Annotated in this window: 21 protein-coding genes and 1 rRNA gene; 7 read left to right on the top strand and 15 right to left on the bottom strand. The window is 68.7% G+C overall.

Translation table 11 applies throughout. From position 1 onward, the window contains the following. The first annotated feature begins 192 nt into the window (after positions 1-192). Positions 193-1725 carry a xanthine dehydrogenase small subunit gene (gene xdhA, locus BP68_RS06150; RefSeq protein WP_496369738.1) on the top strand — a complete coding sequence of 511 codons (1533 nt, stop codon included), beginning with the start codon at positions 193-195 and terminating at the stop codon, positions 1723-1725. Continuing rightward, on the top strand, positions 1722-4052 hold the full coding sequence (gene xdhB / locus BP68_RS06145) for a xanthine dehydrogenase molybdopterin binding subunit (RefSeq protein ID WP_496369737.1): 2331 nt from the start codon (positions 1722-1724) through the stop codon (positions 4050-4052). The genes xdhA and xdhB overlap by 4 nt, the downstream gene beginning before the upstream one ends. Before the next feature lie 21 nt (positions 4053-4073). Here the strand turns inward: xdhB and BP68_RS06140 are convergent, their stop codons facing one another. Then, positions 4074-6200 (bottom strand): diguanylate cyclase domain-containing protein, encoded by a 2127-nt coding sequence (locus BP68_RS06140; RefSeq protein ID WP_496369736.1) that lies wholly within the window; start codon positions 6198-6200, stop codon positions 4074-4076. A 250-nt stretch (positions 6201-6450) separates the two neighbouring features. Next, positions 6451-7074 carry a Crp/Fnr family transcriptional regulator gene (locus BP68_RS06135; RefSeq protein ID WP_496369735.1) on the bottom strand — a complete coding sequence of 208 codons (624 nt, stop codon included), beginning with the start codon at positions 7072-7074 and terminating at the stop codon, positions 6451-6453. A gap of 150 nt (positions 7075-7224) precedes the next feature. Here BP68_RS06135 and BP68_RS06130 point away from each other — a divergent pair, with 150 nt between their 5' ends. Together BP68_RS06130 and BP68_RS06125 are read left to right on the top strand one after the other, a co-directional pair. After that, positions 7225-9003 (top strand): EAL domain-containing protein, encoded by a 1779-nt coding sequence (locus tag BP68_RS06130; protein WP_496369734.1) that lies wholly within the window; start codon positions 7225-7227, stop codon positions 9001-9003. Between the two features lie 85 nt (positions 9004-9088). Beyond that, positions 9089-9526, top strand: coding sequence for an HIT family protein (locus BP68_RS06125; protein WP_496369733.1), 438 nt, complete (start codon positions 9089-9091; stop codon positions 9524-9526). A 1-nt stretch (position 9527) separates the two neighbouring features. On the opposite strand, the gene BP68_RS06120 is transcribed toward BP68_RS06125, so the two are convergent. Continuing rightward, positions 9528-10472: a 2-hydroxyacid dehydrogenase gene (locus tag BP68_RS06120; RefSeq protein ID WP_496369732.1), complete on the bottom strand. Its 945-nt coding sequence runs from the start codon at positions 10470-10472 to the stop codon at positions 9528-9530. A gap of 294 nt (positions 10473-10766) precedes the next feature. Between BP68_RS06120 and miaA the strand changes: the two genes are divergently transcribed. Both miaA and BP68_RS06110 read left to right on the top strand, forming a co-directional pair. Continuing rightward, positions 10767-11750 (top strand): tRNA (adenosine(37)-N6)-dimethylallyltransferase MiaA, encoded by a 984-nt coding sequence (gene miaA, locus BP68_RS06115; protein WP_496369731.1) that lies wholly within the window; start codon positions 10767-10769, stop codon positions 11748-11750. Next, positions 11747-12433, top strand: a complete 687-nt coding sequence (locus BP68_RS06110; protein WP_496369730.1) for an ABC transporter ATP-binding protein — start codon at positions 11747-11749, stop codon at positions 12431-12433. Before miaA ends, BP68_RS06110 begins: the two co-directional genes overlap by 4 nt. 25 nt (positions 12434-12458) lie before the next feature. Here BP68_RS06110 and BP68_RS06105 read toward each other — a convergent pair whose 3' ends face one another. Then, entirely contained in the window at positions 12459-13208 is a 750-nt protein-coding gene (locus BP68_RS06105) for a hypothetical protein (protein ID WP_496369729.1), read from the bottom strand. A gap of 119 nt (positions 13209-13327) precedes the next feature. Between BP68_RS06105 and BP68_RS06100 the strand changes: the two genes are divergently transcribed. Next, positions 13328-14317, top strand: coding sequence for a helix-turn-helix transcriptional regulator (locus tag BP68_RS06100; RefSeq protein WP_496369728.1), 990 nt, complete (start codon positions 13328-13330; stop codon positions 14315-14317). Between the two features lie 102 nt (positions 14318-14419). Here the strand turns inward: BP68_RS06100 and ntrC are convergent, their stop codons facing one another. The 11 genes from ntrC to rrf form a co-directional block, all read right to left on the bottom strand. Then, positions 14420-15979: a nitrogen regulation protein NR(I) gene (gene ntrC, locus BP68_RS06095; protein ID WP_496369727.1), complete on the bottom strand. Its 1560-nt coding sequence runs from the start codon at positions 15977-15979 to the stop codon at positions 14420-14422. Between the two features lie 50 nt (positions 15980-16029). After that, on the bottom strand, positions 16030-17100 hold the full coding sequence (gene glnL, locus BP68_RS06090; RefSeq protein ID WP_496370379.1) for a nitrogen regulation protein NR(II): 1071 nt from the start codon (positions 17098-17100) through the stop codon (positions 16030-16032). A 23-nt stretch (positions 17101-17123) separates the two neighbouring features. Beyond that, the gene (locus tag BP68_RS06085; protein WP_496369726.1) at positions 17124-17636 is read right to left on the bottom strand and encodes a hypothetical protein; all 513 of its coding nucleotides are present in this window, start codon (positions 17634-17636) and stop codon (positions 17124-17126) included. Between the two features lie 226 nt (positions 17637-17862). Then, on the bottom strand, positions 17863-19278 hold the full coding sequence (glnA, locus tag BP68_RS06080) for a type I glutamate--ammonia ligase (RefSeq protein WP_496369725.1): 1416 nt from the start codon (positions 19276-19278) through the stop codon (positions 17863-17865). A 169-nt stretch (positions 19279-19447) separates the two neighbouring features. Then, complete coding sequence (locus tag BP68_RS06075; RefSeq protein ID WP_496369724.1) at positions 19448-20269, bottom strand: competence/damage-inducible protein A; 822 nt, start codon at positions 20267-20269, stop codon at positions 19448-19450. A gap of 9 nt (positions 20270-20278) precedes the next feature. Further along, a complete protein-coding gene (locus tag BP68_RS06070) occupies positions 20279-21148 on the bottom strand; it encodes an EI24 domain-containing protein (RefSeq protein ID WP_496369723.1) in 870 nt (289 codons plus the stop codon). Between the two features lie 27 nt (positions 21149-21175). Beyond that, positions 21176-22168 (bottom strand): sterol desaturase family protein, encoded by a 993-nt coding sequence (locus tag BP68_RS06065; RefSeq protein ID WP_496369722.1) that lies wholly within the window; start codon positions 22166-22168, stop codon positions 21176-21178. 58 nt (positions 22169-22226) lie between these two features. Further along, complete coding sequence (locus BP68_RS06060) at positions 22227-23054, bottom strand: polysaccharide deacetylase family protein (protein ID WP_496369721.1); 828 nt, start codon at positions 23052-23054, stop codon at positions 22227-22229. Continuing rightward, the gene (locus BP68_RS06055) at positions 23041-24003 is read right to left on the bottom strand and encodes a YncE family protein (RefSeq protein ID WP_496369720.1); all 963 of its coding nucleotides are present in this window, start codon (positions 24001-24003) and stop codon (positions 23041-23043) included. Before BP68_RS06055 ends, BP68_RS06060 begins: the two co-directional genes overlap by 14 nt. 186 nt (positions 24004-24189) lie before the next feature. Beyond that, on the bottom strand, positions 24190-24927 hold the full coding sequence (locus BP68_RS06050; RefSeq protein WP_496369719.1) for a 16S rRNA pseudouridine(516) synthase: 738 nt from the start codon (positions 24925-24927) through the stop codon (positions 24190-24192). A gap of 90 nt (positions 24928-25017) precedes the next feature. Then, a 5S ribosomal RNA gene (gene rrf, locus BP68_RS06045) occupies positions 25018-25130 on the bottom strand. Positions 25131-25282 lie beyond the last annotated feature (152 nt).

Below are 25282 nucleotides of genomic sequence, written 5' to 3'. Positions count from 1 at the left end.
ATCACCCGCTGGATTGGAAAAGGCACGCAGCGCTTACCCAACATGCGCCAACAGCTACCGTTTTCGTAGCATTACCGCCACCACCCGGGTGCGCCGGCGCCGTTCCGGCCCCGCCGCGCGCCATGGCGGCCGGCGCCCCCTACACGGACAACCCTATGGCAAGGCGCCCGCCATGGGCCTACCCTAGTCGCCATGACCACGCCATCCCGCCCCCTGCGCTTCATCCGCCGCGGCCGGCCCGTGCTGCTGCACGGCGTTGCACCCGACCGCACCCTGCTGGAAGTCCTGCGCGAAGACCTGGGCGCCACCGGCACCAAGGAAGGCTGTGGCGAGGGCGACTGCGGCGCCTGCACCGTGGTGCTGGGCGATGCCGTGCAAACGCCGCAAGGCGCCCGCGTGCGCTACCAGGCCGTCAACAGCTGCATCCGCCTGGCCCACTCCATCGACGGCATGGCGCTGTGGACCGTGGAAGACCTGGCCGAGGACCCGCTCATCCGGCCAACTGCCGACGGCCCGCACGACGTGCGCGACGGGCTGCACCCCGCACAGGAGACCCTGGTGCGCTGCCACGGCTCGCAGTGCGGTTTTTGCACGCCGGGCTTCGTGATGAGCCTGTTCGGCATGTACCAGAACCATGTCTGCCAGGGCCGCACGATCACGCGCGCGCTGGCGGCCGAGGAGCTGTCGGGCAACCTGTGCCGCTGCACCGGCTACCGCCCCATCCTGGACGCCGCGCAGCAGATGGCGCAACTGCCCCGGGTGCAGGTGGACGAACCCGCATTGCTACAACAATTAGAGCTACTCGCGCTTGATGTACAAGCGTCAGAGCCCGATTTGGCTTACAACGCCCCCACCACGCTGGTCCGCCTGCTGGAGGCGCGCGCCGCGCACCCCGACGCCAGGATCGTCGCCGGCGCCACCGACCTGGGCCTGTGGATCACCAAGCAGCACCGGCGCTTCCCGCGCCTGCTGGATGTGACCCGCGCGCGCGAGCTGCACACCCTCGCCGAGCAGAACGGCTGGCTGACCATCGGCGCCGCCGTGTCGCTGACGGACGCCTTCGCCGCGCTGCAGGCGCGCTGGCCGCAGCTGCACCGCTTTGCGGCGCGCTTCGCGGGCCTGCCCGTGCGCAACAGCGGCACGCTGGGCGGCAACCTGGCCAACGGCTCGCCCATCGGCGACTCCATGCCGCTGCTGATCGCGCTGGGCGCGCAGGTGGAGCTGGCCAGCGCCAGCGGCAGCCGCCGCCTGCCGCTGGAAGCCCTGTACACCGGCTACCGCCAGAACGCGATGGCGGCCGACGAGCTGCTCAGCTTCATCCACGTGCCGCTGCCCGCCCCCGGCCAGCTGCTGGCGGCCTACAAGGTGTCCAAGCGCCTGGACGACGACATCTCCGCCGTCTGCCTGGCGCTGAACCTCACGCTCATCGCCGGAACGGTCACGCGCGCACGCATCGGCGCGGGCGGCGTGGCTGCCACCCCGGCGCGCGCGCGCCAGACCGAGGCCGCCCTCACCGGCCAGCCCTGGACGGCCGCCACCGCCGAGCGCGCCGCCGCCGCGCTGCAGGCCGAGTTCACCCCCATCAGCGACATGCGCGCCAGCGGCGCCTACCGCCGCGAAATGCTGGGCGCCCTGCTGCGGCGCTTCTGGCGCGAATCCCAGGAAGGCCCCCAGGCCATGACACTGGACCGCCTGCAACCCCTGTCGCCAAAGGCCCTGCCATGAAACGGGACACCGACACCCTGCCCGGCCACGCCACGGGCACGCCCCCGGCCATGGGCCAGCCCCATGCCCACGAGAGCGCGCGCGCCCAGGTGAGCGGCACGGCGCACTACATCGACGACCTGCCGGAGCTGAAGGGCACGCTGTACGCCGCGCCCATCCTCAGCACGGTGGCGCATGGCCGGCTGGACGGCGTGGACCCGCAGGCCGCCCTGGCCCTGGCCGGCGTGCACGGCGTGGTGCTCGCGCAGGACATTCCGGGCGACCCGGTGCTGGCCGCCTTCGCGCATGACGAGCCCGTGTTCGCGCAGGGCACCGTGCAGCACATCGGCCAGGTGGTGGGCCTGGTGGTGGCCGACTCGGTCATGCAGGCGCGGCGCGCGGCGCGGCTGGTCGGGCTGGCCATCACGCCGCTGCCGGCCATCCTCACGGTGCAGGACGCGCTGGCCGCGCACAGCTACGTGCTGCCGCCCGTGCAGGTGCGCCGGGGCGACGCGGCCCGGGCCCTGGCGCAGGCGCCGCACCGGCTGCAGGGCCGCTTCGAGGTCGGCGGGCAGGAGCATTTCTACTTGGAGGGCCAGATCGCCTACGCCCTGCCGCAGGAGCAGGGACAGTGGCTGATCCACTCCAGCACCCAGCACCCCGGCGAGGTGCAGCACTGGGTGGCGCACGCGCTGGGCATCGACAGCCACGCCGTGCGCGTGGAATGCCGGCGCATGGGCGGCGGCTTCGGCGGCAAGGAGACGCAGGCCGGCCACCTGGCCGTGTGGGCGGCGCTGGCGGCGCACAAGTTCCAGCGGCCGGTCAAGCTGCGGCTGGACCGGGACGACGACTTCCTGGTCACGGGCAAGCGCCATCCCTTCGCCTATGAATACGACGTGGGCTTTGACGACACCGGCCGCATCGCCGGCCTGCGGCTCATGATGGCCGCCAACTGCGGCTTCAGCGCGGACCTGTCGGGCCCCGTGGCCGACCGCGCCGTCTTCCACTGCGACAACGCCTACTTTCTGGAGCATGTGGACATCCATTCCTACCGCTGCAGGACGAACACGCAGAGCCACACGGCGTTCCGCGGCTTCGGCGGGCCACAGGGCGTGATCGCCATTGAGGCCATCCTGGGCGACATCGCCCGCGCGCTGGGCCGGGACGCGCTGGACGTGCGCCTGCGCAACCTCTACGGCCTGCAAGAGCGCAACGTCACCCACTACCAGATGCCCGTGGAGGACAACATCCTGCACGATTTGCTACCAAAACTAGAGCTATCAGCGCTTTACAGGCAAAGGCAAAAGGCCATTTTAGCTTGGAACTCGGCCAACGCCGTCTTTAAACGCGGCCTGGCCATCACGCCGGTGAAGTTCGGCATCAGCTTCACGGCCACGCTGTTCAACCAGGCGGGCGCTCTGGTGCATGTGTACACCGACGGCAGCGTGCAGGTGAACCACGGCGGCACCGAGATGGGCCAGGGCCTGCACACCAAGGTCGCGCAGATCGTGGCCGACGAACTGGGCGTGCCCTTCGCACGCGTGCTGGTCACCGCCAGCGACACCGGCAAGGTGCCCAACGCCAGCGCCACGGCCGCCAGCAGCGGCACCGACCTGAACGGCCGCGCGGCCCAGTTCGCCGCGCGCCATGTGCGGGACAACCTGGCAGCGTTCGTCTGCGGGCTGGACGGCTGCGGCGCGGGCGCCATCCGCTTCGCGGGCGGGCTGGTGGTCTCGCCCAGGCGCACGCGCCGCTGGGAAGAGGTGGTGAAGGAGGCCTACGCCAACCGCATCCAGCTGTGGAGCGACGGCTTTTACCGCACGCCCAAGATCCACTACGACAAGGCCACCCTGACCGGCCGGCCCTTCTATTACTTCGCCTACGGCGCCGCCTGCACCGAGGTGGTCATCGACACCACGAGCGGCGAAAGCCGCGTGCTGGCCGTGGACATCCTGCACGACGTGGGCCACAGCATCAACCCGGCCATCGACATCGGCCAGATCGAGGGCGGCTTCGTGCAGGGCATGGGCTGGCTCACCACCGAGCAGCTGGTGTGGAACGACCAGGGCCTGCTGACCACGCACGCCCCCAGCACCTACAAGATTCCCGCCACGGGTGACGTGCCCGAGCACCTGCGCATCGCCCTGTGGCCCGCGCCCAACCGCGAGGACAACGTGGGCGGCAGCAAGGCCGTGGGCGAGCCCCCCTTCATGCTGGCCGTCAGCGTCTACGAGGCACTGCGCAACGCCATCGCCGCCGGCCGTGCCGGCGATGCCCATGCGCCCGTGCGGCTCACGGCGCCGGCAACGGCCGAGAACGTGCTGCGCGCTCTCGGCACCCTGCCCTGAGCGGCCCCCTCATCCACGCCTTCAAGCCGCCACGCGCACGCCGCCCAGCGCCACGCGGTTGCGCCCGGCGCGCTTGGCCTCGTAGCAAGCCATGTCGGCCGCATACAGCACGGCGGCCACGTCGCGCAGGCCCGGCGCCAAGGGCACCAGGCCGATGCTCAGCCCCAGTGTGAAGCTGCGCCCCTGGTAGGCGGGCTCCCAGGCCTGCACGGCGGCGCGCAGTTGCTCGGCCACGGCTTGGCCGCGCGCCAGCGTGCTGCCGGGCAGCAGCACGGCGAATTCATCGCCCCCCAGGCGCGCGGCCCAGCCAGTCTGGCGCACCTCGGACTCCAGCAGACGCGCCAGGTGACGCAGCACGTCGTCGCCCGCGTCGTGGCCGGCCACGTCGTTGACCACGGTGAAATGGTCCAGGTCCAGGAACAGCAGCACGCCGCCGTCGTCCTCCTGCGCCGCAGCCGGCTGCGGCCCGCGCGCTGCGCGCTCGGCCAGCAGCAGCCCCAGCCGCCGCTCGAATTCGGCGCGGTTCAGCAGCTGGGTGAGTGGGTCATGGGTACGCTCCCAGTCCTGCTGCAGACGCGCCTCGCGCTCGGCGGTGCAGTCCTCCAGCGTCCACACCATGCCCCCCGCGGGATCGCCCGCCAGGGCCGGCTGGCCCTGGGCACGCACCCACAGGGTGCCGCCCTCCTGGCGCCGCAGGGGCAGCTCGCCATCAAAGACGCCATGGGCCGCGAGTTCCGCACGCACCTGCCGCGCCACGTCCACCCCATTGCCTTGCGCGGCCAGCAGGTCCAGCAGATGGCGGCCCTGCAGCTGCGCCGGCGTGTAGCCCAGCAGCCGGCAGGCCTGCAGGCTCACAACCTCCACCCGCTCGGCCCGCGTCACGGCGATGCCCAGCGGCACATGCTCCAGCACCGCCTGCAGCTGGCGTTTCACGGCCTGCGAGCCCTGCTGGTACTGGCGCCGCCGCTCCACCAGCCGGGTGCACACTCGCACCACGTCGTCCACCTCGCCCGCTGCGCGGGGCCAGGGGCCGTCGCCGGCCGGGCCCGCAAGCGCCGCCCCGCCCGCGCCTTCCGGCGTTGCTGTATCCGACTCGGCCTCCAGCACGGCCATGGCGCGCTGGCGCAGCCGGGCCAGCGGCCGGGCCAGCCACGCCATGGCCGCCACGGCCACGGTGCAGACCAGGGCCACGGCGGCCGCGGCCGACCACCAGGCGCGGCGCTGCGCCCCATGCAGGGGCTCCAGCATGGCCTGCGTATCGCTCACGCGGGCCACCACCCACCGGGGCATGGGCACGCTGGCCAGGCTCACCACATGGCCGGCCTGCAGCTCGGTCACGCCGCGGCCGCCCAGGGGTTGCTGCGCGCTGCGCCAGCGGGCATAGACCTCGGCCAGGCCGGGCTCGTCGTCCACCTGGCCCAGCACGCGCGCCAGGTCGGGGTGCGAGAGGATCACCCCATCGCGCGTGAACACGATCAGCCGCGATTCGCTGCGCGCCGGCAGCGCCAGCGAGTGCGGCAGCAGCCCCTGCGACTGCAGGCGCAGCACGCCGGCCACGGCACCGATCACCCGCCCCTCGCCGCGCAGCAGGGGCATGGTGAACATGACGCGCGCATCGGCGGCCGTGGCGCCGATCAGCTCGGAAACCAGCGGCTTGCCGTTGAGCAGCGTGCGCACCAGGTAGTCCCGCTCGGTCGGGTCGAGGTCGGAGGCCTTCTCCAGCCTGCCGTAGCGCAGGTTGAGGCCGAGGTCGCCATCCTTGCGCGCGACCTGCATGGCGTCGAAGAAGCGCACCGCCGGCAGGCCCTGCTGCAGCAGCCATTCCAGCGACGAGGGGGAGTCCAACATCTCGGGCGTGATGCCGTCGGCCACGGTGGCCAGCACCTTCTGGCTTTGCTCGATCTTGCTGGCCAGCAGGCGCGCGACCAGTTCGACCTCGTCGTTTTGCTGGCCCACCAGCCGGTGCATGGCCTCCTGCCCCGCGGCGCGGGACACCAGCCACACGGTCAGCGCGCCGGACAGCAGGATGGCCACCGCGGCGACCAGCAGCAGCTTGCGCACCAGCGGCCCGGGAAACCAGCCCCTGGCGCCCGGCTCCCGCTCGGGCGCCAGCGCCTCCAGCACGGTGGCGTGCTCGGGGGGCGTCATGGGCGCTCCGCGGTCGAAGCACCTCGGGCGATGAAATCGAGGAAGGCGCGGGACATGGCTGGGGTTCCTGGAGGCCTGAGAAAACCCCAGCGCCCAGGCCAATATACGCAGCGCCTTCGCCGCCCGGCTTGGGTGGAACCCTGTGAGGCGCGCAGGAAAACCCTGACGCATGCCAAGGCCGCACCGGGCCCGAAACAAGTGGATGCAAATATGCCGACGCGGTGACTACCGCGGCAGCGGCGCAGGGCGGCTAGACGCCGGCCACCATCTGCAGCGCCCGCGGCTGCGGCAGGCTCAGCACGTTGCCCGTGCCGGCAATCAGGCCGTGCTCGCGCAGGTGGCGCAGCACGCGCGACAGGGTTTCGGGCGCGATACCCAGTTGCGCGGCGATCAGGCGCTTGCGCTGGTGCAGCGTGACCCGCAGCCCGCCGTCCTCGCTGTTCTGGGCGTGGCGCAGCAGCCATTGCGCGCAGCGCGCCTCCGCATCCTGGGCCAGGCGGCTCACGGCCAGCTCGGTCTGCTGGCAGTAGCCCGTGGCCATGTCGCGCAGCAGCGCCTGGGCCGGCTCCGGCAGGCCATCGAAGGTGCGCCGGAAGTCCTCCAGCGGCATGCGGCGCAGCTGCACGCGTGTGTCGGCCACCATGTCCACCGCGCAGGGCTGGTCCAGCAGGGCCGTGGCGGCGTCGAGCCAGAACGGCCCCTCGACCATGCCCAGCTGATGGCGCATCACGCCCTCCTCGCGCACGCCCAGCAGCACGCGGCCGCTGTCCAGGTACAGCACGGACGCAGGTTGTTGGTGGCGCTCGCGCAGCACCTCGCCCGCGGTGGCCACCTCGATCTGTGCGGACTGGTCGGAGGACGGAATGGGGAACATGGCCGCCACTGTGCCGGTGCACCGCCCATCGCGCTTTGAGGGAAATCAAAAGGGGGGCGCAACAAGCCATCGCGCGCGGGACATCCCGCGTCACGGCCCTGTCACTTGCCCCGCCTAAGCTGCATCATCAAAAGTTACCAATCGTAATCCATGCACGAAGCCAAGCGCTTCCCCGTGCAGGCGCTGCTGCGCACGCTATCGCCCGCAGCCCGGCAGGGCACCGGCCCCCTGGCGCGGCTGCTGCGCGCCGGAGGACTGCACTGCGTCTTCCAGCCGCTGGCCGATCTGCGCGAGGGGAACATCTATTCGCACGAGGCGCTGATCCGCGGCCCCGCGGGCACGGTGCTGCAGGCGCCCGACGCGCTGCTGGCGCAGGCGCGCACCGAAGGCATCCTGCATGACTTCGAGCTGCTGTGCGTGGCGCAGGCCCTGCTGCAGTGGGGCGTGCAGGCCACGCCGGGACGCCTGTTCATCAACATCAGTGCCAACGCACTGGTCTGGGGCGTGGGCCTGTGCGGCGCCGACCCGTTGGCCGACGTGGTGCGGCGGCTGGGCGTGCCGCCGCACATGGTGGTGCTGGAGATCACCGAGCACGAGCGCGTGGCCGACCTGGCGCCGCTGCGCGACGCGCTGCGCCAGGTGCACGCCTGCGGCATGCGCCTGGCGCTGGACGACTTCGGCGACGGCCATTCCAGCCTGCGCCTGTGGTCCGAGGTGCGGCCCGACTTCGTGAAGATCGACAAGTACTTCACGCGCGACATCGGCCGGCATCCCGAGAAGCTGCAGATGCTGCAGGCCATCCGCGGCATTGCCGACACGTTCGGCACCACGCTGGTGGCCGAGGGCATAGAGACCAGCGAGGAGCTGCGCGCCCTGCGCGACCTGGACATTCCCTACGGCCAGGGCTACCTGCTGGGCCGGCCCGCGCCCGCCGCGCGCCAGGCCATCGAGGCCCCGGCCCTGGCCGTGCTGCGCGACCGGCGCGTGGCCGTGCTGCCCCACAGCGGCCAGCATGTGCGCCCGGGCATCCTGCGCAACCTGCTCATGGTGCAGGCGCCCACCGTCACGCCGCAGACCAGCAACGACAGCGTGGCCGCGCTGTTTCGCACCCATGGCGACCTGCACGCGATCGCCGTGCTCGAAGGCGTGCGCCCCGTGGCGCTCATCAACCGCCAGCAGTTCATGAACCACTACGCCACGCTGTACTTCCGCGAGGTGCACGGGCGCAAGCCCTGCCGCGCCTTCGCCGACGACGCGCCGCGCGTGGTGGAGATCGACTGCGACGTGGAGGCGCTCGTGGGCATCCTGACCTCGCAGGACCAGCGCTACCTCAACGACGGCTTCATCGTCACCGACAACGGACGCTACCTGGGCCTGGGCACGGGCGAGCAGCTCGTGCGCGGCGTGACCGAGGCGCGCATCGAGGCCGCCCGCCACGCCAACCCGCTCACCTTCCTGCCGGGCAACATCCCCATCAGCCTGCACATGCAGCGGCTGCTGGACAACCATGCGGAGTTCGTCGCCTGCTATGCCGACCTGAACCACTTCAAGCCGTTCAACGACCACTACGGCTATTGGCGGGGCGACCAGATGATTCGCCTGGTGGCGCGCGAGGCCATGGCGCTGTTCGACGAGCCGGCGCGCCGCGAGGGCGGCATCTGGGCCGAGGATCGGCACGGCGTGCAGCGCTTCTTCGGCTGCACCACGCTGTCCATCGGCGCCGTGCGTGTGGCCCCCGGCAGCATGCGCCAGGCCGAGGAAGTCGCCAACCTCGCGGCCTTGTCCAAGCGCGATGCCAAGCAGTCTCACGCCGGCATCGCCTGGCGCGATGCCGTGCCAGGCGCCGGCGCCTGGCGCAGCGATGGCCGGGCACAGGCCCAGGCGGTGCCCCTGCCTGGCCAGTCCCAGGCCAGGGTGCTGGCGCTATAGCTCCTACACTCGCAGGCTGCGGCCGCCCATCCCCGATGGCGCGGCGGCGCACCCCGAAGTCTGAAAAAATAGGAGAGACAGCCCCGTGCCCATGTTTGTTGACACCTCGCCGCCCGGCCAGTGCATCTTCTGCCGCTTGGTGGCCGGCGAGATTCCCAGCGCGAAGGTTTACGAAGACGCGCTCACCATCGCCTTCATGGACATCGGCCAGGTCACGCCCGGCCATGTGCTCGTGGCCACCAAGCGCCACGCCGCCACGCTGTTCGACACCACACCCGAAGAGGCCGCCGCCGTGATGCAGACCGCCCGCCGCGTGGCCCTGGCGGTGCAGGCGGCCTTCGACCCGCCCGGGCTCACACTGCTGCAGGCCAACGGCGTGCTAGGCGGGCAGACCGTGGGGCACTTCCACATGCATGTGGTGCCGCGCCACGAGGACGACGGCATCGCCCTGACCTGGCCGCGCCAGGAGCCGCCGGCCGCCGTGCTGGCCGGCTACGCAGAGCGCCTGCGCGCGGCGCTGTAGCTCAGATCGGCGACACCACGCCGCGGCCGGCGAAGTGGCCCTCGGCGTTGGCCAGGAAGCGGTCCACGCTGGCCTGCACGGCCTCGGGCGACCAGCCGGCCACATGCGGCGTGAGCAGCACGTTGTCCAGGCCGATCAGCTCTTGCGGCGGGGCCGGCTCGCTCTCGTACACGTCCAGCCCCGCGCCGGCGATGCGCCGATCGCGCAGCGCGGCGGCCAGCGCCGGCGTGTCCACCACGCTGCCGCGCGCGATGTTCACCAGGTAGCCCTGCGGGCCCAGCGCCTGCAGCACCTCGGCGTTCACGCGGTGGCGCGTGGCCGCGCCGCCCGGCGTGGCGCAGACCAGCACGTCGCACCAGGCGGCCAGGTCCAGCAGGCGGCCAAAGTAGCGGTGCGGCACGTCGGCGCGCGGGCTGCGGTTGTGGTAGCCGATCTCCATGTCGAACCCCGCCGCGCGGCGCGCGATCTTGTGGCCGATGGTGCCCAGGCCGAAGATGCCCAGCCGCTTGCCCGACACATTGGGCGGCAGGCCGATGGCGTCGCGCCACACGCCCTCGCGGCACTGGCGGTCCAGCGCGCGCACGCCGCGCACGATGCCGATCAGCAGGCCGAAGGCATGGTCGGCCACGCAGTCGTCGTTGGTGCCCGCGCCATTGGCCAGCGCGATGCCGCGCGCGCGGGCGGCCTCCAGCGCCACGTTCTCGTAGCCCGCGCCCAGCGCGCACACCAGCTCCAGCGCCGGCATGGCGGCGATTTCCTGGGCCGTGAGCCCGGCGGCGCCGACGGTCAGCACCGCGCGAAAGCGCGCGCCCTGCTCGGCTATGGCCTGGGCGCGCTGCGCCGGCGTGGGGGCGTAGCAGACCGCGAAGCGCTGGCCGATACGGTCCAGGTGCTGCGGCGACATGCTGTTGAGGATGAGCAGGGGAATAGCGGCAAAAGAGGTCACGGCGTCACTCAATCAGGAAAAGGCGCTGGCAAGAACGGCACGCGCTGCGCACGGCCGCACATCACATACTATGCTTTTCATAGCTGCCAGCGCTTGATGGTAGGGCGATACAGGCCATTTTGAATCAAACCCTGGCCGCCCGCGCCGGGCCCGCGGCAAAACCCCGCCATGGCGCGGGAACTTCAGGCTGCGCCCGGGGCGCCACGGGGGCGGACTCTGCTACCCTCGCGCGCATCGTGTCCGCCCCGTTCGCCGCCCTCGGCCCGCAGGCGCACGCCGAATTGAAGCCCTTCCATGCACGCTGAACGCATTCCCCCCATCGCCCTGGCGGGCCCCACGGCCTCGGGCAAGACGGCCGCGGCCTTCGCGGTTGCCGAGGCCCTGGCGCCACACCTGCCCGTGGAGATCATCAGCGTGGACTCGGCCCTGGTGTACCGCGGCATGGACATCGGCACGGCCAAGCCCACGCGCGAGGAACAGGCCCGCGTGCCGCACCACCTGATCGACATCCGCGACCCGTTGCAGGCCTATAGCGCGGCCGAGTTCGTGCAGGACGCCACGCGGCTCATGGCCGAGATTCGCGCGCGCGGCGCGCTGCCGCTGCTGGTGGGCGGCACCATGCTGTACTTCAAGGCGCTGTTCGACGGCATCGACGACATGCCCGCGGCCGACGCCACCATACGCGCACGCCTGGAGGCCCAGGCTGCCACCATCGGCTGGCCCGCCATGCATGCCGAGCTGGCCGCCGTGGACCCGGTCACCGCCGCCCGCCTGGCGCCCGGCGACAGCCAGCGCATCCAGCGCGCGCTGGAGGTGTGGCATGTGTCGGGCCGGCCGCTGTCGAGCTTTCACACTACTAAAAACATAGCTACTATCGCAAGCCCCATAAGCGCTGCAAGCCTTTTCTCCTTAGAACCGCACGACCGCGCCTGGCTGCACGGCCGCATTGCCGAGCGCTTCCACGCCATGCTGGCCACGGGTTTTCTTCATGAAGTGCTGCGCCTGCGCGCGCGCGGCGACCTGCACGCCGACCTGCCCAGCATGCGCTGCGTGGGCTACCGCCAGGCCTGGGAATCGCTGGACGGCCTGTTCCCCCTGAGCAGCCTGCCCGAGCGCGGCATTGCCGCCACGCGCCAGCTGGCCAAGCGCCAGATCACCTGGCTGCGCAGCATGCCCGAGCGCCACGCCATCGCCTGCGACGCGCCCGACGCCACGGCGCAGCTGGTGCGCGCCGTGTGCGCCCGCGTGCTGGACGACGACGGCAGCGCCGCCGCATGAGCGCCGCCACAGCCACCACCGGCACGCCGCTCGTGCAGGTGCGCGGCCTGGCCAAGCACTATGGCGCCCAGAGCGTCTTCGAGGGCGTGGACCTGCAGGTGCACCGGGGCGAGTTCGTCGCCATCGTCGGCGACTCGGGCGTGGGCAAGTCCACGCTGCTCAACTGCCTGGCGGGGCTGGACCACTGGGATGCCGGCCAGGTCCTGCACGAGGGCCTGGACCTGGGCGCACTGGACGACACCCGGCGCGCCCTGTGGCGCCGCGCCCATGTGGGCTTCGTGTTCCAGGCCTTCCATGTGCTGCCGCACCTGGACGTGGCGCAGAACGTGGGCCTGCCGCTGATGCTGCTGCAGCGCCCCGACCCGGCGCGCGTGCAGCAGATGCTGGCCGCCGTGGGCCTGGACAGCCTGGGCGGGCGGCTGCCGCAGCAGCTCAGCGGCGGCCAGCTGCAGCGCGTGGCCATCGCCCGCGCCCTGGTGCACCGCCCCGCCCTGCTGCTGGCCGACGAGCCCACGGGCAACCTGGACCCCGGCACGGCGTCCCTGGTCATGGACCTGCTCATCGCCCAGACCCGCGAGCATGGCGCCGCGCTGGTGCTGGTCACCCACTCGGACGCCGCGGCGGCGCGCGCGGACCGGGTGCTGCGGCTGACGGCGCGGGGCTCGCAGCCGGCCGCGCCCTGAGCCCCGGCCCGGCGGCCCCATCGACTCAATACTTCAGGCGCGGGCCATTGCAGAACAGGGGCCTGAAGTTGCCGGTGGTGGAGCGCAGGATGCCGTCGAGCACCTGGCACTGGCGATTGCCGTCCTCGATATAGCGGCTGTCCCCGGTGGCGCGGTAGGCACAGGCGTCGAATTGCGCGATCTGGTCGAAATAGCTCACCTGGGGCTCGGAGGTATCGCCCGGGTACTTCAGGTTGGCGCAGGCCTGCAGGCTGCCCGATCCCGAACCGCCGCCGGAGCCCCCACCAGAGCCACCACCCGATCCGCCCCCGGACCCGCCGCCCGAACCAGGCTCGGCAAAACGCACGCTGCTGCCGCCCAGCGTGACCTGGGAGTCGCTCTTCTCGATCGCCAGCATGGTGCCATCCGTGGCCACCATGCCCGCGATCGGCGTGCCGCCGCTGCCGGCCACCAGCCGCACCTTGCCAATGGTGCGGCTGCCGCCCTTGACCAGGTTGTTGTTGCTGTCAACGATGATGTCCGAGGCAACGCCCGCCACCTCCATGCCACGCGTGCTGGAGCGGAACTTGGCGTACTGGTTGTGGGCATCCACGACCGAATCCCCGTTGCTGCTGCCCGAGAAGGCGATGAAGCCCGAGGAGGCTGGCGGCGACGAGGAACCCGAATCGCTGCCGCCGCCGCAGGCGTACAGGCTGGCGGCGACGCCGCACAGCAGCAGGGCGCGCAGTGGACGGATGGCACGGGAACGGGCAAGGGAGGAGTGGGAGGTGTTCATGGTTTTGGTGCAATGAAAAGTAACGGCCCCAACCATATACTTGACACAAAACAAACAAAATGATGCAAATGCATCAGATCCCTCCCCGCCGAAGGTCAACGCCGTAGGAAACGAAGCGAATGGACAGCGCCAAGTTCGACGAGTTCAACGCCCTGCTGCTGGAGCTCTACCGCGCCAGCGCGGAGCTACCGCTGGAGTCGTACCAGGACACCGTGCTGGACGCCCTCAAGCCGCTGCTGGCATTCGACGCGTCGATGTGGGGCACTGCCGTCTTCATGCCCGGCCAGGGCATCGACATCCACACCATCCACCTGCACAACCAGCCGCGGGAGATGGTGGCGGCCTATGAGGAGGTCAAGCACCTGGACACGTCGGCGGCCACCGTGGTCGGCAAGCCACGCGTGACCAAGGGGTTCCACAGTCCGTCGTGGTTTGACGACCCGCAGTGGAACGGCTACCGGGACTTCCAGCAGCGCTTTGGCCATGAGAACGTGTTCATCACGGCGCACACCGACCCCGGCTCCGGGTTCACGCAATGGGTGTCGCTCTTTCGGTCGAACGACGACCGGCATTGCCGCCCGAACGAGGTACACCTGCTGGCGCAGCTCGCCCCGCACCTGATGCAGGGGCTGAACCACAACCGCAGCCGCCATCTGGATCGCCTGAGCGCACAGGCGGGCGGCGCGCACCATGAAGCCGCCATTGCCGATGCGCGCGGAGTGATCTACTACGCCACCCCGGGCTGCGCATCCGTGCTGCGCGCGGAATGGGAGAGCACCTGGCGGCCCAACCGGCTGCCGGAGCCTTTGCTGCAGTGGGCGTCCTCCACGCCAGAGCCCTTCCTGGGCCGCACGCTGGTCGCCAAGCACCACGTCCAGAAAGACCTGCTGTTCGTGCGGCTGCGCCCGCTGTGCGCCGCCGACCGCCTGCCCGCGCGGCAGCGGCAGATCGCCCATCTGACGGCGCGGGGGCTGAGCCACAAGGAGGTGGCGCAGCAACTGGGCCTGGCGCCGGCCACAGTCCGCACCCAGCTACAGAACATCTACCGCAACCTGCAGGTGCAGAGCATTGCGGGCCTGGCGACCGCCTTGCGCGATACCCACTGGTAGGCACGCGCGCACGGCGCACCGGCCGGGCCGCCACAGGGCATGGCGGGAAGCGCCCCGAGGCGGGGTCGGTTCACGCGGCAGTCAATGCCCTGCGCCCATCGCTCATGCGTCGTCCGACGCCTCCAGCCCCAGCTCCTGGATCTTGCGCGTGATGGTGTTGCGGCCAATGCCCAGGCGCTGCGCGGCCTCCATGCGCCGGCCATGCGTGGCCTGCAGCGCCGTGCGGATCAGCCGCGATTCAAAGCGCCGCGAGAGCACGTCCCAGACATCGGCGCGGCCGTCCTGCAGCAGTCTTTGCGCCTCGCTCTCCAGCGCCTGCTCCCAGCCGCCGGCCGCAGGGGCCGCGGCAGCGGGGGGCGGCAGGTCTTCTTGGCGCACCGCCATGGGCAAGGTACCGGCCGGTGCTGCCGCACCCGCGTCGCCGAGCGCCCCGGCTTCTCCCCCGAGGGCCCGCTCACCCGCCACGGCCGGCGCCGCGCTCAGGGGAGCCCCCAGCACCTCGGGCGGCAGATCCTGCACCGAGATCACCTGGGCCGGCGCCATCACGGTGAGCCAGTGGCAGATGTTCTCCAGCTGGCGCACGTTGCCCGGAAAGGCAAAGCGCGTGAGCAGCGCCAGCGCGCCCTCGGAAATGCGCTTGGGCTCCACACCGAGCTGGCGTGCGCTCTGTTGCAGGAAATGGCGCGTGAGCATGGGCACGTCCTCGCTGCGCTCGCGCAAGGCAGGAAGGCGCAGGCGGATCACGTTCAGGCGGTGGAACAGATCCTCGCGGAACACGCCGTCCTTCACGCGCTGCTCCAGGTTCTGGTGCGTGGCGGCGATCACACGCACATGGGCCTTCACGGCAGCATGGCCGCCGACGCGGTAGAACTGGCCGTCCGACAGCACGCGCAGCAATCGCGTCTGCAGGTCGAAGGGCATGTCGCCGATTTCATCGAGGAACAGCGTGCCGCCCTCGGCCTGCTCGAAGCGGCCGCGCCGCTGCGTCTGCGCGCCGGTGAAAGCGCCGCGCTCGTGGCCGAAGAGTTCGCTCTCCAGCAGATCCTTCGGGATCGCCGCGGTGTTGATGGCCACGAAGGGGCCGCCCGCCACCGGCGAGTGCTTGTGCAGCGCGCGCGCCACCAGCTCCTTGCCCGCGCCGGACTCGCCCGTGATGAGCACCGTGACCACGCTCTGGCTCAGCCGGCCGATGGCGCGAAACACATCCTGCATGGCGGGCGCCTGGCCCAGCATCTCGGGCGCTGCCGTCTGCTGGTGCTCCGCCACTTCCTCGCGCTGGCTTTCCTCCACCGCGCGGCGGATCAGCTCCACGGCCTTGGGCAGATCGAAGGGCTTGGGCAGGTATTCGAAGGCGCCCCCCTGGAAGGCGGATACGGCGCTGTCCAGGTCCGAGTAGGCGGTCATGACGATGACCGGCAGGCCGGGCTGCTGCGCGCGCACCTGCTCCAGCAGGTGCAAGCCCGATCCGCCCGGCATGCGGATGTCGCTCACCAGCACCTGCGGCCCCTGGTGGGCCGAATCGCCCGAGGCTACGTCGGCCAGGGCATCCAGCACGTCGCGCGCCTGCGTGAAGCTGCGCGTGGGCAGGTTCTCGCGCGCCAGCGCCTTTTCCAGGACGAAGCGGATCGATGGGTCGTCGTCTACTATCCAGATCGGCTTCATGTGTTCTAGCTCCCTTTCCCCGATTTCCCGGTGGTTTGACACGGCGGAACTCAGGGCAGAGGGATGAGGATGCGAAAGTCCGTGCGGCCTGGCCTGCTTTCACACTCGATCAGGCCATGGTGCCGCTGCACAAAGGTTTGCGCCAGCGTCAGGCCCAGCCCCGATCCCCCGTCCCGGCCCGTCACCAGCGGATAGAAGATCCGCTCCTTGATGGCTTCGGGCACGCCCGGTCCGTTGTCGATGACATGCAATTCCAATGCCAGCCGGTAGCGCTGGCGGCCGAACGTGACCTGCCGGGCCACGCGCGTGCGCAGGGTGATCACCGCATCGCCGGCCGCAATGCGCGCGGAGAGCGCCTGGGCCGCGTTCTGCACGATGTTGAGCACGGCCTGAATGAGCTGCGCACGATCGCCGCGGAATTCGGGTATGGAGGTGTCGTAATCGCGCTGTACGCACAGGCCCTGGGGGTATTCGACAAGGATCAGGGAGCGCACGCGCTCACAGACCTCGTGGATGTTCACGTCGCCCACCAGATGGGGATGGCGGTGCGGCGCGAGCAGCCGGTCCACCAGGCTTTGCAGGCGGTCGGCCTCGTGGATGATGACCTGGGTGTACTCGGTGAGGTCGGGGCTGTCGAGCTCCATCTCCAGCAGCTGCGCGGCGCCGCGGATGCCGCCCAGCGGGTTCTTGATCTCGTGCGCGAGGTTGCGGATCAGCTCCTTGTTGGCCAGGGCCTGCTCGCGCAGGCGCTCCTCACGGTCCTGGCGTGCCTGGGCCTCCAGGGGCCACAGCTCCACCAGCACATCGCCGTTGTGCTCCACCACCGTCACGCTGGCATGCACGGGCAGCGCCTCCTGCTGCGTGCGGCGCAGCACGGCCTCGAAGCGCAGCGCCGCGAAATCCCGCCCCCGCGCACCGGCCAGTGCCGTCTGCATGATCGTCGGATCGGTGAATAGACCACAGAAGTCCACGCCCTCCAGCGTACGGCGCGACAGGCCCAGGGCGTTTTCCAGCGCGGCATTGACGAACACCGCAGCGCCGTCGGGATGCAGGACGGCAGTGAGCGTGGAGACGAGGTCCAGCGCCTGGTAACGCTCCGGCGGGTTCGGCGCTTGAATGATCGCTCCTCGGGGTGCGGGCCTGCTTATTTATTCAGGCGCGCCAGCTCGCGCTTGATGCCTGCCACATCGGCTTCGGCACGGGTCACGCCGGCCTTGAGCTCGGCCGTGCGCTCGATATAACCCTGCGGGTTGCGCATCTCCAGCGCCGTCCGCTGGGGCGAACCATCGTTGTATTCCTTGCGCAGATCGGCCAGCCGGGACTCGGCCTTGCGCAGCTCGGCCTCGAGAATGGCGCGTGCATCCGCGTCCCGCGCACGCTGGTCGGCCGCATCCACGCGCGGCGCATTCGCGGGCGAACTGCTGCTGGTACCGCTGCCGGAGGTCGATGCGCTGGAGCCGCCCCCCGACGTGGCCGCGGCCGGCCGGGATCCCTGGAGCACAGTCACATTGCCGCCCTCCACGAGCTTGCAGCCACGCTCCTTGGCCTGGGTGGCGTTGTTGGTGTATTCGTTGCCGCAACGGTAGATGCGGTCCTGCCCCCAGGCGGGGTGCAGCACGGCGACAAGGGCAGTCAGAGCAAACAGTGTGTTTTTCATGGAGTTCCTCACATGGCATGCGTCAGGCATGCGCAATGCAGGCAAGTATCCCGCAATCACCCGATGGCGCCAATTGCGCCCGGCCAACCCGGCGGGATTGAAGCAGATCCTTGCAACCTGCCCAATGTTCCATGCGGGCCTGCGTCATATATAAAAAAAGCGGCCGAAGCCGCTTCTTTTTGCTGGTCAAGAGGACATACGCCGCAAGGGGCGCACGGCCCTTGGCTTACAGCGAGTAGTACATGTCGTACTCGACGGGGTGCGGAGCCATGCGGAAGCGCTGCACTTCGCCCATCTTGAGCTCAATGTAGGCGTCCAGCATGGCGTCGGAGAACACGCCACCCTTGGTCAGGAAGCCACGGTCCTTGTCCAGCGCCTCCAGGGCCTGGTCCAGGCTATGGCACACGGTGGGCACCAGCTTGTCTTCCTCGGGCGGCAGGTGGTACAGGTCCTTGGTGGCGGCCTCGCCCGGGTGGATCTTGTTTTCCACGCCGTCCAGGCCGGCCATCATCAGGGCCGAGAAGCACAGGTAGGGGTTGGCCAGAGGATCGGGGAAGCGTGCCTCGATGCGGCGGCCCTTGGGGTTGGCCACATAGGGGATGCGGATCGAAGCGGAACGGTTGCGCGAGCTGTAGGCCAGCTTCACTGGCGCCTCGAAGCCGGGCACCAGGCGCTTGTAGCTGTTGGTGCCGGGGTTGGTGATGGCGTTCAGCGCGCGGGCGTGCTTGATGATGCCGCCGATGTAGTACAGGGCATAGTCCGACAGGCCGGCATAGCCGTCACCGGCGAACAAGTTCTTGCCGTCCTTCCAGATGGACTGGTGCACATGCATGCCGGAGCCGTTGTCGCCCGCGTAGGGCTTGGGCATGAAGGTAGCCGTCTTGCCATAGGCGTTGGCCACGTTCCAGATCACGTACTTCATGACCTGGGTCCAGTCGGCGCGCTCGACCAGCGTGCTGAACCTGGTGCCGATCTCGTTCTGGCCGGCGCCCGCCACTTCGTGGTGGAACACCTCGACCGGAATGCCCAGCGACTCGATGATCAGGGACATTTCGGCACGCATGTCCTGCGTGCTGTCCACGGGAGGCACGGGGAAGTAGCCGCCCTTGACGGTGGGGCGGTGGCCGCGGTTGCCGCCTTCCAGCTTGGCACCGCTGTTCCAGGGGGCTTCGTATTCCTCGATCTCGAACATGACCTTGCCGGGCTCGTTGGACCAGCGCACGCCGTCGAAGATGAAGAATTCGGGTTCCGGGCCGAAGTAGGCCGTATCGCCCAGGCCGGAAGCCTTCAGGTAGGCCTCGGCGCGCTTGGCAATGGAGCGGGGGTCGCGGTCATAGGCCTTGCCGTCGCCGGGTTCGATCACGTCGCACTGCAGGAACAGCGTGGTTTCCTCGAAGAACGGATCGATGTTGGCGGTACTGGGGTCAGGCATGAGCTGCATGTCCGAAGCCTCGATGCCCTTCCAGCCGGCAACGGAGGAACCATCGAACGCGTGGCCGGAGGCGAACTTGTCTTCGTCGAAGTGGGACACGGGCACGGTCACGTGCTGTTCCTTGCCACGGGTGTCCGTGAAGCGGAAGTCCACGAACTTGACCTCGTTCTCCTTCACCATCTTCATCACGTCTGCAACGGTCTTGGCCATCAGGGTTCTCCAGGAATAGAAGTGCTCATCAAAAATGATGCGGAAAGAAAAGCAGTTTGCATGCCAACGTACCGGTACACACACCGGGCCGGGGCACCTGCGGCGGCCTGCCTTAGAACGCCGCCATTACGCACCAATACAGTGCATGCATTTTATGCGGCGCGCCCTTTTACAAATGGCGCACCACTTCAGGGCCCATGGAAGACCCAATCTGGTGCAATGCCCGGCGTAAGTCCTCCCATGCCGGTGGCACCAGCGCCGCCGCGCCCTTGACCCCCAGCTCCACATGGCGCCCGTGCACGGGGTGGTCCACACTCGGCAGGCTGAAGACCTTGATGCCGGGGTGCGCGGCCTCTATGCGTTCCATCAGCGGAGTGAGCGCGGCCTCCATCGCGCCATAGAGCACGATGGAGTGCTCGGTCTGCGGCTGGCGGTTGAACCACTGCGCGCAGTGGTGGTCCAGCACCCACTCCACCATCGGCCAGGCCATCACCGGAAAGCCGGGAACGAAATGCACCGAGCCACCGCCCGGCCCGTCGCACGAAAAGCCCGGAATCTTGTTGTAGGAATTGGGAATGATGCGCGCGCCTTCGGGAAACACGCCCATGTTCAGCCGATGCAGGTTGTCCGGTCTATCGGGGGTGAACACCTCGCCCTGCTCGCGCGCCACGTCCTGCATGCGCTCGCGAATGAGCGCCTGCGCCTGCGGATGCGGCACCAGGGGGCACCGCAGCGCGGCAGCCGCACACTGGCGGGTGTGGTCGTCGGGCGTGGCGCCGATGCCGCCGCAGCTGAAGACGACGTCCGACGTGGCAAAGGCCCGCTGCAGCGCCGCCGTGATGCGTGGCCGGTCATCCCCCACATAGTCGGCATAGGCCAATGCCAGGCCACGGGCCGCCAGCAATTCGATGACCTTGGGCAGGTGCTTGTCAGCCCGCTTGCCCGACAGAATTTCGTCGCCGACGATGATGAGGCCGAAGGAAGGGGTCATGGGCGGGGATTACTCAGAAGAAGCCGGAAGTGCAGGCGCAGTGGCGGGTGCCGCGGGATTCACGACCTCCGGCGCACCCTCGCCCCGCTCCTGCCGCAGCCGCTGTAGTGCCGCCAAACAGAAATGGGTGAACCACAGGGACGAGAAAGCGAACACCAGCGTATAGATCCAGATGGCCACGGGCACCAGCACGAAGAACGCCGCGGCAAACACCACGCCGGAGGCCCAGACAATGCCCGGCGCCGCCCCCAGAAAGCCGGTCAACACCCCGATGCTCAGCAGGCTCAGCCTGTGGCGCTTGAAGATTTCCTGGCGCTCGGGCTTGCTGGCATGGTCGGCCAGCGCGTCGAAGGCCATGACACGGTAGGTCAGCCAGCCCCAGATCAGCGGTGGCAGCACCAGTACCAGGGGCGGTACCAGCCACAGCGGCACGGAGATGACCAGAGCGAGCAGCGCCGCAACCGTCGATGCCAAGGACCACAGCACGCTGGCGATGAAGGAGCCGCCGCGCTTGCGCTGCAACTGCGGAAAGCGCCGTTGCGCCACCAGTGTCACCACCGCCGGCGCCATCAGCACGGCCACGGCCAGCACGCAGACGATGACGATCAGCGGGGTGGCGCCCATGAGCACAAGCAGCGGCGCCAGCGCCACGGGCAGGTTGTCCACGCCGAAGTTGCCCAGCCACCCCCACAGCAGGGCCAACCAGTCGGAGCCTTCCAGCGCGCCCTGCATCCAGGCCACCGCTTGGGCCCAGAACAGGTAGCCGCCCCCCACGGCGACAGCCGTGATCAGCAGCAGCGGCAGCAGCGACAGCGCGATGACGCGCGGAATCAGGCAGTAGCCCGCCGCACGCCAGAAAGAATCAAGGAGTAGCCCCATGCGCGCAAGCATAGCGCCATTGGATGATCAGGCGCGCCCCACCAGGCGCAGCAGGCCGCGCCACTGCTGCGCCCAGAAGCCCGCGCCATAGTCGCGCACCTGGCCATCCGCGCCGGGTTCGACCTGGTCACGCACGCCGGTGGGGTCGTAGCGATGCTCGAAATTGGCCGTGCCGAACAGCATGTCCCACCATGGCAGCAGCACACCGAAATTGTGGCCTCCCAGCACCGTGGCACGCGAAGCCCCTGGCGCGGGCGCCTGCGACTCGTGTCCGATCCCTATCGCATGGTGCAGGCGGTGAAAGCGTGGGCTGACCCACAGGCGCTCGCCGAAGCGGCCGAACCACAGGCGCAGATTGGCATGGTGCAGGTTTTCGCTGAGCTGGGTGAGCGCCACGATGGCAACGAACTGGCCCGGCGCCACGCCTATGCATTGGGCCACGACGACGAGGATGACATCGCGCAGCAGATCGTCCAGCAAGTGGTTGCGGCTGTCGCTCCACATGGTCATCTGGCGCTGCGAGTGGTGCAGGGAGTGCAGCCGCCACCACCAGCCGAACTGGTGCTGCCCGCGGTGGATCCAGTAGTCCACGAAGTCGAACACCAGCAGGTACAGCAGCAGGCTCGCGATGGGCTGGTCCGTCACTCCGGGCCACAGCGCATCGAGCTGAAAGGTCTGCCAGCCGTGCACCCGCAGCGCGCCGAACACATCGCTCCACACCGGGGTCAGCGTGAAGAACAGCACCAGCCGGAACAGGCCCAAGCGATGGATCAGCGTGTAGAGCACATCGGTACGCACGGCGGCGCGGTCGCGCAGCGGCTCCACCGGCCGCCAGCGCTCCAAAGGTGCAATCACCGCCAGCATGACCACCAGCTGCAGCAGGCCGACCAGCAGCCACCCCGTGGCGTCATAGCCGTCCTCCAGCACGCTGGCCTGCCCGAGCGCAAACAAGAGGGGCTGCACCAGCGACTCGAAAAGCCATTGCTGTGCGGCATCAAACGGCTGGGTCAGCCAGGGCATGGGATTCACCATCGCATCGGGGGTTGTCTGCGCCCAGCATAGCGCCGGGCTGTGTCAGTTATGACTTGGCCTTCATGCCGTAGTCGGGATGCTCGCGCAAGGTCCGAAAGCACAGCCCTCGCTCCTTCAAGCCCTTGATGAGCGGTTCCAGCACGGCCGGCGCCCATGCGTCCTTGCGCGACCAGATGCCCAGATGGGCCAGCAAAATGTCGCCGTCGCGGATGGACCGCAAGGCCTGTTCCAGCAGCATCTTGTTGCTGTAGCGCTCGCTGGGCAGTTCGTCGCCCAGGAATCCGGCAGAAGTCCAGCCCACATGCGTGTAGCCGCAGGACTGGGCGGTCGCGAGCAGGCGCCGGGATGTCTTGCCACCCGGCGCGCGGAACAGGGGCAGCGGCTCCTTGCCGGTCATGGTGCGCAAGCGGTGCGCCGCGCCATCGATCTCGGCACAGTACTGGGCCTCCGTCATCGAGAAATCCTCGCCGGCGCGCGGGCCAGCCGACGGCCGGACCCGGAACGAGGGGCGCTGCTGCGTGCCCGCATCGGCGCGCCAGTACACATGGTGCAGCGTGTGCGAGGCGAATTCATGCCCTTCGGCAGCACGCGCACGCCACCAGGGCGCCCACTGCTCGTCCAGGCTGCTGCCGCCACTCAGCGTGCGCTCGTCGGCCGCGAAGAAAGTGGCCTTCACCCGCTGCCGCTGGAGCACCTCGGCCACCAGATTCGCGACGCCCATATGGCCCGTATCCAAGGTCAGATACACCACACCATTACAGTCATTTTGGGCCTTCGCGCTTATAGGAAAAGCGCAAGCAGCTATAATATTTATAGCAAAAAAAAAGCGAAGCACAGGCCACGCACCTGGCATCCACTTCTCAGCGCGGGGCATGCTTCAGCGTCCAGACGCCATGGGGCGATTTGCCGACGTTGATGGCGCGCACCACCTTGCGCTCCTGGGTATCGATGACGAGCATCTTGCGCGCCCAGCGCGCACTGACATAGATCCAGCGGCCATCGGCCGAAACGTCCATGCAATCGGGACCGCCTGGCGCCGGATAGACGTCCACCACACGCTGCGCCTGCATGTCGATCTTGCTGATGGTGTTGGCGACCCGGTTGCTGACGAACAGGTGTCGCCCGTCGCCCGTCGCACGAAAGGCGTGCGCCCCGTCACCGGTCTTGATGCGCTGCACGCTGCGCGGCTGCTCGCCCGAGATGTCGAACACCTCCACACTGTCGCTGCCAGTCAGGCCCACAAAGACATGTTTGCCATCGGGGGCGCCATAGACATCCGCCGGCATGGCCCCCGTCTTCGTCCGCCACTTGATCTTCTGTGTCGCCAAGTCGATGGCCACCAGCTCATCGCTGTCCTGCATGGTCGAGTACACCGTACGGCTGCCACTGTCGATCCAGAGATGGCTGGGCGTCTTGCTCGTCGGAACACGCTGCACCAGGGTCAGGTCCTTGCCGTCCCAGCGATAGAAGTCCACATGGTTGAGCCGGTTGGCTGCCGTCACCAGCCATTTCATGTCCGGCGAAAAGCGCAGATGGTACGGATCGACAATGCCGCGCACCGTGCGCTGCACCTGTGCCGTGCGGGGATCCACAAAGGTAAGGCTGTCGCCCAGAGCGTTGGCCACGATCAGCGACTTTTCATCCGGCGTGAGGTAGAGGTGGTGCGGCTCCTTGCCCGTGGCGATGCGCGTGGTCTCTGTCCAGGTCACGGGGTCGATGACACTGATATCCGCCTGCAGCGAATTGAGCACGAATACCGGCGGCTCCACCACGCTGGCGTGAGCGCCCACCACCAGCCCCACGGCCACCAGGGCACCAAGCATGCGCCCAATCATTCGATTCTTCACCACGGCCCCCTTCGGCACGACACACCCATCAGCTGGGCGAAACATTCGGCATCTCATCCATGAGCGCCACAGCGGACAACGCCGCGATGGTGCCTGCCGTTGACGCGGCTGCACGCACGATGCGTGATAGCGCCGGGCCTCGTGAAGTCTTGGAATGTCGCCCTATTTGAGCAGTGCCAGCTGCTCCGCGCCCAGCCAGCACCATTGACCAGGCAGCAGGTCGTCGGGAAGCGCCAACTCCCCGATGCGCGAGCGGTGCAAGGCCTCCACGCGATTGCCCACGGCCGCCATCATGCGCTTGACTTGGTGGTACTTCCCCTCCGTCAAGGTCAGGTCAATCCGGTATGCATCCTTCTGCACGCAGGCCGCCGCGCGCACTGGCTTGGGGTCGTCGTCCAGCACAACCCCTGCCAGCAGACGTTCTATCTGCTCCGCATTCACCTCATGCTTGGCTGTGATCTGGTACACCTTCGGCACATGCTTCTTTGGCGAGCTCATACGGTGAATGAATTGCCCATCGTCGCTGAGCAGCAGCAGCCCCGTCGTGTCCTGATCCAAACGTCCCACCGCCTGCACGCCATTCACGGCCCCCTTGCTGGGCCGTTGCCGCAAAGGTGCAGGCAACAGCGTGTAAACACTGGGATAGGTGGACGGCTTTTGCGAGCACTCCGTCCCCGCAGGTTTGTGCAACATCACATACGCCCTGGCTTGGTAAGGCCAGTCCACGCCCTGTACGCGCAGGCGTACCCCTTCGGCTTCGAAATCCTGCGTTGCATCCAGACAGGCAACGGGCATGGCCCCCGTCGTTTGATGGACCAGCACCAGGCCTTGCTGGATCAAACCCGCGCAGACACGGCGGGTACCAAAACCTTGCGAATAAAGAATGTCTTGGAGCTGCATGGCCGTGACTGAGAGTTTTCTGTTTCCCCGATCCCCCAAGCAAAACGCCCCCCAACTCGATAGAGCTGGAGGGCGGTTTGGGCTGTAATAGCCTGACGATGACCTACTTTCACACGGGGATCCGCACTATCATCGGCGCGAAGTCGTTTCACTGTCCTGTTCGGGATGGGAAGGAGTGGTACCAACTTGCTATGGTCATCAGGCATAACTTGTTGCGGCGCAGGTTTGATGTCTGCGCTGCGAATTCATAGAGTCTTGGAATCAGGGTTTTGTATTTGATTGCGTGCTTGGCATAACAGTCTTGACTGCATTAGTCAAAGTTATAGGGTCAAGCCGCACGGGCAATTAGTACTGG

This window comes from Diaphorobacter oryzae DSM 22780, from assembly GCF_059568935.1.
This window is presented reverse-complemented; position numbering and strand designations above follow the sequence as displayed.